This is a genomic window from Yersinia enterocolitica subsp. enterocolitica, from assembly GCF_901472495.1.
Classification (GTDB): domain Bacteria; phylum Pseudomonadota; class Gammaproteobacteria; order Enterobacterales; family Enterobacteriaceae; genus Yersinia; species Yersinia enterocolitica.
On record NZ_LR590469.1, the window covers coordinates 1,831,574 to 1,842,073 of the forward strand.

The window sequence follows — 10,500 nt, forward strand, 5'->3', positions numbered from 1 at the left end:
GCCGGATATAAAAACCCCTTTTGATTTGTTAAAACACCTTGCGGTCTGGCAACTGCAATGGTCAAACAAGAAATCAAAAGGGGGTCCCAATGGGGGACGAAAAGAGCTTAGCGCACACGCGATGGAACTGTAAATATCACATAGTTTTTGCGCCGAAGTACCGAAGAAAGGTGTTCTACGGGGAAAAGCGCAAAGCGATAGGCAGTATCTTGAGAAAGCTGTGCGAATGGAAAAACGTGAATATTCTGGAAGCAGAATGCTGTGTGGATCACATCCATATGCTTCTGGAAATCCCGCCCAAAATGAGTGTGTCGGGTTTTATGGGATACCTGAAAGGAAAGAGCAGCCTGATGCTTTATGAGCAGTTTGGCGATTTGAAGTTCAAATACCGTAACAGGGAGTTCTGGTGTCGAGGGTATTACGTTGATACGGTTGGGAAAAATACAGCCAGGATACAAGAATACATAAAGCACCAGTTGGAAGAGGATAAAATGGGTGAGCAACTCTCGATCCCCTATCCGGGGAGCCCGTTTACGGGCCGTAAGTAATCCATAAATGCAAATGTCAGATCGCGATGCGCCTGTTAGGGCGCGGCTGGCAACAGAGCCTTACAGGCGCATATGAAAAACCTCCGGCTATGCCGGAGGATATTTATTTGCCGGATTTTTATTGTGTTAGGGCAAGCGCGGACACAAAAAAACCGCCATAAAGACGGTTTTTCTGCGCTGGTCCGGTAAGCGGCCTTTCCAGCAGGTTTGTATTGCCGTTGTAACGCAAGCACACTCTCGTGCTGAGTATATTGTCTCGCTTGTGGTTGATTGTCAAATGCTGAACAACTCAATATTGGTGTACAATCGCGCTGGGCCTTTTCGCCGCCCTAAGCAAGCGGGCATCGGTTTAAGGAAAGGAGTTCCAACGGCCGTAAACACAGGCACACTCTCGTGCTTGTATTCACGGCAGTGTCGCCGATGGTGCTGGCGTGAAGCGGTCTAAGCATGGACCGCACAATGAAACGATACTTTTGTATTGTGCTCGTTGTATTTGGTGCGTTGTTAACATCCTGGAATGGGGGTTGGAGTATTTTCAACAACTCAATCACGGTAATCATCAACACATCAGGCAAGTAAAATAGGTAGCCGTCCTTCGGGGCGGCTTTCCTTCAAAGCTTGGTTCTATCTTCAAGTGCTTTGCCGCGGTTCAAATTTATAGCTGAAATTCTGGCTTACCGGCTCGCCATCTTCATCATTATCCAGCATATCAATCAGCATCTTACCGGCTTCTTTCCCCATTTTTTTGTAATCAATGCGCATTGAAGTCAATGTTGGATAGGTTTGATCACAACTATCAGAGCCATCTAAACATGCCACCGCAATGCCGCTTGGGATTCTCAACAACCGGCGCTGACATTCAAATAATACGCCGAGTGCAATATCTTCGTGACTGCATATCACCGCATCCAATTCTGGCTGGCGCTGGAGTATTTCTGTCAGTGCATAGCGGCCAAACTGTAAACTGGCCGTCTCAGGCGTAGTGACCGTCTGGTCCGCATTTTTATAATGCTCTAACATCGCCTTATGCCAACCATTCAGCTGTTGGCGTTGCAGGCGGTTATCCATATGAGCACCGATAAAACCAATATGGTGATAACCCCGTTCCAATAAATGGCGACTTAATTCATAGGCCGACTCAAAAAAAGCCGCCTCAAGAGTAATTTTAGCCCCTTTGAAATAAGAACCGACCACGTTGACCGTCGGGATATTAGCGCGTTCCAGCAATTGATAGGTTTTTTCTGCCAGTTGAGAGCCAAATATCACTACCGCTGCGGGGTTACTTTGCAGCAATGTCATCAATATTTCCGCTTCTTTGCGCTGGTTATATTCATGGCAGCCTAGTAATAACTGAAACTCATTTTTATTCAGAATCTGTTGCAGCGCCTGCATAAATCGGGAACTGGCTTTGTCCGTTAATGATGGAATTAAAACAGCGACAGTATCACTGTGACCGGATGCTAATGCCCCAGCAGCGCGGTTAGGAATATAACCAAGAGTTTCAACCGCTTGTTCTATTTTTTCACGTAATTTATCTGAAACCTGCTCCGGCGTTCGCAGCGCTCTGGAAACAGTCATCGACCCTACCCCGGCGTAATTCGCCACATCGGATAGCGTGACCCGCCCGGTATTACGGCGCTTGCGCGTTTTTTCCATGCTGATTTCCTGCCTGATTAAAATTCTTGCCTGAGTACAACCTTCCCACACTGGCCCTCGGCAATACATTGCATTGTATATGGCTTATTTGGAGATAGCCAAAGCCCTTGGTGTGACAAATGATAGCGCTATCACAAATTTTGATAGCGCTATCAGGTAGCGCTATCAAATGAGAGATCCATCACATTAATGCCAGTGATAACTATCTACTCTCACGTTAACAGTCATCGGGAGTCATATATATCATGTTAAAAACACTGTTAACGCCAGACGTCATTCAGGTAGTCAGCCAGGCGAAAGACTGGCGTGATGCTATCGCGATTTCATGTCAGCTTCTGATTGATAATGGCTCGATTGAAGCCCGTTATGTCGAGGCAATTTATCGCTCCCATGAGGCTATTGGTCCTTATTACGTGGTCGGGCCGGGCATTGCCATGCCGCATGCACGCCCGGAAGAAGGTGCCAATAAACTCTCTCTGGCCTTAACCGTCATCACCGAGGGCGTCACTTTCCATGCTGAAGGTAACGATCCGGTAAAACTGCTCATAGTGTTAGCGGCGACAGACAGTACTAGCCACATCGAGGCTATTTCTCAACTCGCTCAGTTGTTCGATAACGATAACGATGTACAAGCCTTACTTAATGCCAAAACGCAGCAGGATATCCTATCCGTTATTGCGCGTTATTAATCTCAGCATTGAGTTTGGATAATAATTTTAAGGGGAAAGAAAATGAAAATTACAGTGGTTTGCGGTAACGGTTTAGGTACCAGCCTGATGATGGAAATTAGCATCAAAAATATTCTGAAAGAATTAGCAGTCAGCGCTGAAGTGGATCATGTGGATCTGGGATCTGCCAAAGGAACACCCAGTGACATTTTCATCGGTACTAAAGATATCGCCGAACAATTAGTTGCTCAGGCCGTGGGCGGAAAAATCGTGGCACTGGACAATATGATCGACAAGAAAGCCATGAAAGAGCGTTTGTCTGTGGCATTAACCGAACTAGGCGCTTTGTAACAGGAGGCTGGCATGGATTTCTTTCGTTTTTTAATGAGTGATGTTCTTTCCGAACCAGCGGTGCTGGTTGGTTTGATCGCTTTAATCGGCCTGATTGCACAGAAAAAACCGGTCACGGAGTGCATTAAAGGCACCGTAAAAACCATTATGGGTTTTGTGATTTTAGGTGCCGGTGCTGGCCTGGTGGTTTCATCTCTGGGTGATTTCGCCAACATCTTCCAACATGCATTTGGTATTCAGGGTGTTGTGCCAAATAATGAAGCCATTGTGTCCGTGGCACAAAAGAGTTTCGGTAAAGAAATGGCGATGATTATGTTCTTCGCTATGGTTATCAATATTCTGATTGCTCGCTTTACGCCGTGGAAATTCATCTTCCTGACCGGTCATCACACGTTATTTATGTCGATGATGGTAGCTGTAATTCTGGCGACCGCCGGGATCAGTGGTGTCACTTTGATTGTGATCGGTTCTCTGGTTGTTGGGGTTGCGATGGTGTTCTTCCCGGCCATTGCCCATCCTTACATGAAGAAAGTCACCGGTTCAGATGATGTAGCAATCGGCCACTTCTCTACTCTGTCTTATGTATTAGCTGGCTTTATCGGCAGTAAGTTTGGCAATAAAGAACATTCGACTGAAGACATGAATGTGCCAAAAAGTCTGTTGTTCTTACGCGATACGCCGGTCGCCATCTCCTTTACCATGTGTATCATTTTCATCGTCACCTGCCTGTTCGCTGGGCCGGATGTGGTGAAAAGCCTGAGCGGTGGTAAAAACTGGTTCATGTTCTCACTGATGCAATCCATTACTTTCGCTGCGGGTGTATACATCATCTTGCAAGGTGTGCGTATGGTTATTGCCGAGATAGTTCCAGCCTTCAAAGGGATTTCCGACAAGTTAGTGCCAAATGCTAAACCTGCATTAGATTGCCCGGTCGTGTTCCCTTACGCACCCAATGCGGTATTGGTTGGTTTCCTGAGCAGCTTTGCCGCCGGTCTTATCGGTATGTTTGCGCTGTATATGATGAACATGACCGTCATTATTCCAGGTGTTGTGCCTCACTTCTTCGTCGGCGCCGCCGCAGGAGTTTTTGGTAATGCTACTGGTGGGCGTCGTGGTGCTATCTTGGGTGCCTTTGCTCAAGGTTTACTGATTACCTTCCTGCCAGTATTCCTGCTGCCAGTACTGGGTGATATCGGGTTCGCCAACACGACGTTTAGCGATGCGGACTTCGGTGCTCTGGGTATTTTACTGGGTATTATTGTAAGATAATCAGTTAGATAAGAAAAGCAGGCGCAAAAGCCCCTGAAAAGGGGCTTGAGGTTAATGACAAAGTGCCCGTAACGGTGAAAACAGGCAGATCGTAAAGACGCCGTAAAATCGTCCCTGATGGCTCGACCCGCGCCATATATGGACGCTCCCAATAAACCAAGTGTTTTTTCTTGAAAATAGCGCTCAGGTATTGCAGCCATATATCCGGTTTCTTTATGGGCGCGATTGCGCCCGAACCATGATGAAATCCGCCAAGTGAGTTCCTATCATCCTTACGGGCCAAATGCCCCGGCGGCTCACGGAGTTTCTCACTTGCGGTCTTACCTGTTTTGCCATCTCAATAATTACACTTGCAATTACCTGAAACGTATTCACTTTTGTTCTTGAGCCTTATCCGTGTTTGAGATTATCTCAAACCACGGATAAGGTTCGATATTCCGTATGATGAACCAGCATCGACCACAAAATACGTGCCGTTTTATTGGCCTGTGCCACAACGGCTACGTTATAGGCCTTTTTACTCAACAGCCTGTAAAGCCACGGCATATTGTCTTTGTGTCTCTCAATAACAGCTGCAACTGCCCGCGCACCATGGACCAGAAGATAACGGAAATAGCGGTCACCTCTTTTGCTGATTCGGCCCAATCTCTGCTTACCGCCACTGGAGAATTCTCTCGGCACCAATCCCAACCAGGCGGCAAACTGTTTCGCTGAATGAAATTGTTGCCCATTCCCCACTGACGCCACAAGGTAGGTCGCCGTCATCAATCCCACACCAGGGACTTTCAAGACCCGCTGGCAGGCGGGTTGTGTTTTTGCCCAACTGCTAAGTTCTTGTTCGATCAACGTGATTTGATCTTCCACACCCTGAAGGTGTTCAAGTTGACGTGCGACACTACAACGGACAAAAGGTGATAACTCGTTATCATATTCTTCCAGTATTTCAGGGACTTTCTTATACAGCTGACTTAATGTGCGAGGCATGATAATGCCAAATTCAGCCAAAATGGCCCGCATACTATTAGCACAAGCAGTGCGTTCGCGGATAAGGATATTTCGCTCGGTATGCAGCACCAGAATAGCTTGTTGCTCTGCCGTTTTAATCTGAACAAAACGCATATTAGGCCGTGCAACAGCTTCACAAATGGCTTCTGCATCAGCGGCATCTGTCTTATTCGTTTTGACATAAGGTTTCACATACTGAGGGGGAATGAGTTTAACCTCATGCCCATACTGCCGTAAAACACGCGCAAAATGATGACTGGAAGCACAGGCCTCCATGCCAATCAAGCAAGGTTCAAGTTGCATGAGAAAAGGAAGGAATTTATCGCGGGTGAGTTTCTTCTTAAGAACAGTTTGACCGTTGCAGCCGACACCATGAAGCTGGAAAACATTTTTTGCCAAGTCGATACCAAGAGTAGATACTTTCATGTGGACGCTCCTTCTTCTGAGTTTTAACACTCACATTTAGGCACTCTGATGCCGTAAAAGTTGGAGCGTCCATTTCATTATCCTTGGCACGGACGCTTTACTCTTCTACCTGCCCCCACCTTGCAAGATCGAGTTATCGAGGTTTGTCAGCAGTCTGAAGCCCCTGAAAAGGGGCTTTTTTGTGCACAGAAAACCTCCAGCTAGGCTGGAGGTTCCGTAAAGCTTTCAGCTTTGAGCCAGTTATAAAAACCCCTTTTGATTTGTTAAAACAGTTTGCGGTCTGGCCACTGCAAATGTTCAACAAGAAATCAAAAGGGGGTCCCTATGAGGGACGAAAAGAGCTTAGCGCACACGCGATGGAACTGTAAATATCACATAGTTTTTGCGTCGAAGTACCGAAGAAAGGTGTTCTACGGGGAAAAGCGCAAAGCGATAGGCAGTATCTTAAGAAAGCTGTGCGAATGGAAAAGCGTGAATATTCTGGAAGCAGAATGCTGTGTGGATCACATCCATATGCTTTTGGAAATCCCGCCCAAAATGAGTGTGTCGGGTTTTATGGGATACCTGAAAGGAAAGAGCAGCCTGATGCTTTATGAGCAGTTTGGCGATTTGAAGTTCAAATACCGTAACAGGGAGTTCTGGTGTCGAGGATATTACGTTGATACGGTTGGGAAAAATACAGCCAGGATACAAGAATACATAAAGCACCAGTTGGAAGAGGATAAAATGGGTGAGCAACTCTCGAACCCCTATCCGGGCAGCCCGTTTACGGGCCGTAAGTAATCCATAAATGCAAATGTCAGATCGCGATGCGCCTGTTAGGGCGCGGCTGGCAACAGAGCCTTATAGGCGCATATGAAAAACCTCCGGCTATGCCGGAGGATATTTATTATGGCTGAATGAGATTAATCTTCGCGCGGGGTAATTTTACCGTAATCCTGCTCGTTGTTACGGGTTAACCACAACGATAGTGCTTTCAGAGAATCCGGCGTGAACTCGTCGCACCGCGCGGTAATTTCCTCCGGCAGCATCCAACGGACTTCGTCTATTTCTTCCGCCTGCAATGCAAATGGACCGTGTGAAACACAGCTGAATAAAGCTCCCCACACGCGGCAACACTCTTCTTCAAAGTAGAACTGACCATGTTCAGCAAAAGGCACGCCAGCAATGCCCAACTCTTCTTCCGCCTCGCGCCTTGCAGACTCAAGGTAGTTTTCACCACTTTGCACCACACCACCGGCAGTTGCATCCAGTTTCCCGGGATAGAAATCTTTATTCTCAGTACGGCGTTGTACCAGTATTTTGCCCATTCCGTCGTGCACCACAATATAGGTAGCACGGTGGCGTAGTCGTTGAGCTCTCATTTGTTGACGACTGGATTGAGCAATCACTTCATTTTGCTCATCAACAATATCAACCCACTCGATGACTGCTGCTGGATTTTGCTCCACCATCCTCTGAAACCTTCTATCTGGGCGCGGTTAGATACGCGCAATTGTTAATCAAGAGTTTGTAACTCGTTATATTATTTAGTTTTTAATGACAATTGGGTGACAGGCTGATCATTTTGTAGGGCCAGAACCTGTAAAACTCCCCCATCCAACATGCCATAGCTCGCCGGATATCCCCCTTTTGGGATGCTGACTGAACCGGGATTAAAGCATATGACGTCATCTTGCCACTCTGCTTGTGGTAGATGAGTATGACCATAGACTAAGACATCTCCCTTGCGCAATGGGGGAAGCGCAGCCGGGTGATAAAGGTGACCATGCGTCAAAAATAAACGTGTTTCTGGCATAATAATCTGCTGCCAGCCATAATAGGGAACTGTAATAGCATCTGATCGACTTCGCTATCGCAATTACCCCGCACAGCAATAATCTGGTTTTTATAGGGATTAAGATATTCTGCAACCGCTGCCGGCTGATAACCTGCCGGTAACGCATTGCGTGGCCCGTGGTTGAGTAAATCCCCCAATAGCACCAGCCATTGCGCCCCACTGCGGTCAAAAATTTCCAACGTTTTTTTAGTGGCCGGTAGCGACCCATGCAGATCAGAAGCAAACATTAACTTCATGGTATCGTCGTCTCTTAGGTCTAATCTCAGTCAGTCTGGCAACACCTGCCGCCATAATACGTAATGAGAACTCAATGTGGCTTCATTCTATCATCCAATCCGTCAGATTAATCCGAGAAAAGCCACTATCCACCATAAGAAAATTTTATCGTAAAATACTTTTATCGTAAAAAAATGCAATGCCGACATAAAAGAATAATGTCAGCATTGCGCAAGATAGAATGGAAGAGGGATCGTTAGAGCGAGGATTGCGATACCAATTCATCCAATGTCAACTGATTGAATAGATATCCCTGCATAGCATCAATATTACTGCCTTTAAGTTGCTCCGATTCATCCTGATTTTCTACGCCAACCACAATCACCCCGAGACAATATTTCTTAATGTTATTAATCAAAATCGGGAAGGTATGCTTATTGTGCTGCCAGAAGAAATGCTTATCAATCTTCACATATTCGAAAATATTGGCAGTTACCGCATTTAAGGTAGAGCCACCGCTGCCAAGGTCATCCAGCCATAGCGGATAGCGCTCAGCCAGATCGCGTAATAATGGGTTATTCATTCCATCAGATAAATTGGAAAATGTCTCCATTATTTCCAAACGCAAGAAAGGTAATTCATCCAGCATTTGACGAGTTGATTGATCTGTAACAATCACACTTGCCAGGTCAAAATCAATATTAATTGAAAGCAGAACGTTATGAGTGATAAACCAATCTTTATAAGCCTTCACTGCACGTAATTGGTCATGGAATAAATCAGTCTTTCCATCGACATCTAACTTATTAATAAAATTTTCAACATCGATGGGTAAATCTACCGACTTAGCTGAAAATCGGCTCAATAGCTCCACAGCTAATAAGCTACCGTCTTGCTTATGTATAGGCTCACACACATAAGAACAATTAACTTCAATGTTTAGCTTCATGCGCACCTGAAAAGTGTATGGACAACAATGAGGCAGCAACCTGACCTCAATCGCAGGATTCATCAGCCGCCGTGAGTTTTTATGAAATACTCAGCTTTTATTTATAAAATATCCAACATGACAAGGTGAAAGAGGCAAGTGGCCTCTTTTCCATACCGATGAGTATATTGGCTCTGGCAGAAAAGCGCGAATCCAGAGTTTTGTCGTCATCAAGATGGCTTATAACCTTGTTCGCGTTCAGAAACAATAAGGTAGATAGTCCTAACAGTTCTACTACATAATGGGTAATAGCCGAGTATTCAGTACTGTATTAATCGGATAGATCAGCAAATTTATTTAGTTATTATTTTTTATTTTGTTAAAAATTTCACTCAGGATGTGCTCAGCGTCGTGGGAGAAGAGCGCAAGTTAGCCTATGCTGAAAAGAAAACAGGCTACCGCTATCCCCAAAGAACGTGGAGTTGCAGGTAAGCATCAAGTCAGAAGGGCATATGCTCTAAATAATTCGAGTTGCAGGAAGGCGGCAAGGGAAAGAATCCCGATGAGCTTACTGTGTTGTAAGTGATTCGGGTTATTGAGCGTAGCCAACGCACATGCAGCTTGAAGTATGACGAATATAAACGGAGATAGGCTATGCGTATTATAATCACTGGAGCTACAGGACTGATCGGGCGCAGTCTGACCGCATTCCTTCTATCGCAAGCCCATCAAATAACAGTTTTAACCCGCGATCCACAGCGAGCAAATGATGTTCTTGGTTCGCAAGTCACCTGCTGGTCGACATTAGATGACCAACATGACCTCAATAATTTTGATGCGGTTATCAATCTGGCGGGCGAGCCTATTGCGGAAAAGCGCTGGACGCCGCAACAGAAAGAGATCTTATGCCAAAGTCGCTGGCAAATAACGGAAAGACTGACAACATTAATTAGGGCCAGTAGTCAGCCGCCAGCCGTCTTTATTTCAGGATCAGCCGTCGGGTTTTATGGTGACCAAGGACAAGCCGTGGTCACCGAAGATGAAGCCCCTCATGATGAGTTTACTCATATGTTATGTGAACGCTGGGAGAGCCTCGCCAGAGCTGCTGAAAGTCAGCATACTCGGGTTTGCCTTCTACGCACTGGCATCGTATTGGCTCCGCATGGTGGAGCATTAGCTAAAATGGTACCACTGTTGCGCCTTGGGTTAGGTGGTCCAATCGGGGATGGTCGCCAATACCTGCCGTGGATACATATAGATGATATGGTTCATGGTATTCATTATTTACTGACCACCAACGGCCTTAGCGGCCCATTCAATATGGTTTCCCCTTATCCGGTCCATAATGAGCAATTTATTGCCACTCTGGCCGAGGTATTAGATCGCCCAGCGGTGATACGTACCCCTGCTGCTGCAATACGTTTATTACTGGGGGAATCTGCCGCATTGGTATTAGGTGGACAGCGGGCAATTCCAAAACGGTTGGAAGAAGCCGGTTTTGCATTCCGTTACTTCGAACTGGAAGAAGCACTGCGTAATGTGCTTAACAAGCCAGTTGCATAAATTCAGGGCATTGACCATTTATATGGTTAT

At 46.0% G+C, this 10,500-nt stretch carries 11 protein-coding genes and 1 pseudogene; 7 read left to right on the forward strand and 5 right to left on the reverse strand.

Features of this window, described 5'->3' with window-relative positions; genetic code table 11:
• Positions 1-89 precede the first annotated feature (89 nt).
• Both tnpA (FGL26_RS08620) and FGL26_RS22010 read left to right on the forward strand, forming a co-directional pair.
• The gene (gene tnpA, locus FGL26_RS08620; RefSeq protein ID WP_032908551.1) at positions 90-548 is read left to right on the forward strand and encodes an IS200/IS605-like element IS1541C family transposase; all 459 of its coding nucleotides are present in this window, start codon (positions 90-92) and stop codon (positions 546-548) included.
• Positions 549-1,007: 459 nt separating this feature from the next.
• The gene (locus tag FGL26_RS22010; protein ID WP_487251796.1) at positions 1,008-1,127 is read left to right on the forward strand and encodes a small toxic inner membrane protein TimP; all 120 of its coding nucleotides are present in this window, start codon (positions 1,008-1,010) and stop codon (positions 1,125-1,127) included.
• A gap of 51 nt (positions 1,128-1,178) precedes the next feature.
• Here FGL26_RS22010 and FGL26_RS08630 read toward each other — a convergent pair whose 3' ends face one another.
• Entirely contained in the window at positions 1,179-2,204 is a 1,026-nt protein-coding gene (locus FGL26_RS08630) for a LacI family DNA-binding transcriptional regulator (RefSeq protein WP_005166809.1), read from the reverse strand.
• Between the two features lie 245 nt (positions 2,205-2,449).
• Between FGL26_RS08630 and FGL26_RS08635 the strand changes: the two genes are divergently transcribed.
• From FGL26_RS08635 to ulaA, 3 genes are read left to right on the forward strand one after another with little or no spacing between them, the layout of a single operon-like run.
• Positions 2,450-2,893 carry a PTS sugar transporter subunit IIA gene (locus FGL26_RS08635; RefSeq protein WP_032912773.1) on the forward strand — a complete coding sequence of 148 codons (444 nt, stop codon included), beginning with the start codon at positions 2,450-2,452 and terminating at the stop codon, positions 2,891-2,893.
• A gap of 42 nt (positions 2,894-2,935) precedes the next feature.
• Entirely contained in the window at positions 2,936-3,223 is a 288-nt protein-coding gene (locus FGL26_RS08640) for a PTS sugar transporter subunit IIB (RefSeq protein WP_004714840.1), read from the forward strand.
• Between the two features lie 12 nt (positions 3,224-3,235).
• On the forward strand, positions 3,236-4,492 hold the full coding sequence (gene ulaA / locus FGL26_RS08645; protein WP_011815933.1) for a PTS ascorbate transporter subunit IIC: 1,257 nt from the start codon (positions 3,236-3,238) through the stop codon (positions 4,490-4,492).
• A gap of 411 nt (positions 4,493-4,903) precedes the next feature.
• Here ulaA and FGL26_RS08650 read toward each other — a convergent pair whose 3' ends face one another.
• Positions 4,904-5,923, reverse strand: coding sequence for an IS110-like element ISYen1 family transposase (locus tag FGL26_RS08650; protein WP_050316646.1), 1,020 nt, complete (start codon positions 5,921-5,923; stop codon positions 4,904-4,906).
• A gap of 324 nt (positions 5,924-6,247) precedes the next feature.
• On the opposite strand from FGL26_RS08650, the gene tnpA (FGL26_RS08655) reads away from it, so the two are divergent.
• Complete coding sequence (gene tnpA / locus FGL26_RS08655) at positions 6,248-6,706, forward strand: IS200/IS605-like element IS1541C family transposase (RefSeq protein WP_032908553.1); 459 nt, start codon at positions 6,248-6,250, stop codon at positions 6,704-6,706.
• A gap of 122 nt (positions 6,707-6,828) precedes the next feature.
• On the opposite strand, the gene yfcD is transcribed toward tnpA (FGL26_RS08655), so the two are convergent.
• From yfcD to FGL26_RS08670, 3 genes and pseudogenes are all read right to left on the reverse strand, one after another.
• Positions 6,829-7,377 (reverse strand): NUDIX hydrolase YfcD, encoded by a 549-nt coding sequence (gene yfcD, locus FGL26_RS08660; RefSeq protein WP_004708824.1) that lies wholly within the window; start codon positions 7,375-7,377, stop codon positions 6,829-6,831.
• Between the two features lie 71 nt (positions 7,378-7,448).
• Positions 7,449-7,999: pseudogene (gene yfcE, locus FGL26_RS08665) on the reverse strand (phosphodiesterase).
• 236 nt (positions 8,000-8,235) lie between these two features.
• Entirely contained in the window at positions 8,236-8,928 is a 693-nt protein-coding gene (locus FGL26_RS08670) for an EAL domain-containing protein (RefSeq protein ID WP_005158449.1), read from the reverse strand.
• Between the two features lie 633 nt (positions 8,929-9,561).
• Here FGL26_RS08670 and FGL26_RS08675 point away from each other — a divergent pair.
• Positions 9,562-10,470 (forward strand): TIGR01777 family oxidoreductase, encoded by a 909-nt coding sequence (locus tag FGL26_RS08675; protein ID WP_005171781.1) that lies wholly within the window; start codon positions 9,562-9,564, stop codon positions 10,468-10,470.
• Positions 10,471-10,500: the final 30 nt, after the last annotated feature.

What these genes read in the sequence shown, in the direction of transcription:
- tnpA (WP_032908551.1), top strand. Translation starts at nt 90, where the DNA reads ATGGGGGACGAAAAGAGCTTAGCGCACACGCGATGGAACTGTAAATAT.
- FGL26_RS22010 (WP_487251796.1), top strand. Translation starts at nt 1,008, where the DNA reads ATGAAACGATACTTTTGTATTGTGCTCGTTGTATTTGGTGCGTTGTTA.
- FGL26_RS08630 (WP_005166809.1), bottom strand. Translation starts at nt 2,204, where the DNA reads ATGGAAAAAACGCGCAAGCGCCGTAATACCGGGCGGGTCACGCTATCC.
- FGL26_RS08635 (WP_032912773.1), top strand. Translation starts at nt 2,450, where the DNA reads ATGTTAAAAACACTGTTAACGCCAGACGTCATTCAGGTAGTCAGCCAG.
- FGL26_RS08640 (WP_004714840.1), top strand. Translation starts at nt 2,936, where the DNA reads ATGAAAATTACAGTGGTTTGCGGTAACGGTTTAGGTACCAGCCTGATG.
- ulaA (WP_011815933.1), top strand. Translation starts at nt 3,236, where the DNA reads ATGGATTTCTTTCGTTTTTTAATGAGTGATGTTCTTTCCGAACCAGCG.
- FGL26_RS08650 (WP_050316646.1), bottom strand. Translation starts at nt 5,923, where the DNA reads ATGAAAGTATCTACTCTTGGTATCGACTTGGCAAAAAATGTTTTCCAG.
- tnpA (WP_032908553.1), top strand. Translation starts at nt 6,248, where the DNA reads ATGAGGGACGAAAAGAGCTTAGCGCACACGCGATGGAACTGTAAATAT.
- yfcD (WP_004708824.1), bottom strand. Translation starts at nt 7,377, where the DNA reads ATGGTGGAGCAAAATCCAGCAGCAGTCATCGAGTGGGTTGATATTGTT.
- FGL26_RS08670 (WP_005158449.1), bottom strand. Translation starts at nt 8,928, where the DNA reads ATGAAGCTAAACATTGAAGTTAATTGTTCTTATGTGTGTGAGCCTATA.
- FGL26_RS08675 (WP_005171781.1), top strand. Translation starts at nt 9,562, where the DNA reads ATGCGTATTATAATCACTGGAGCTACAGGACTGATCGGGCGCAGTCTG.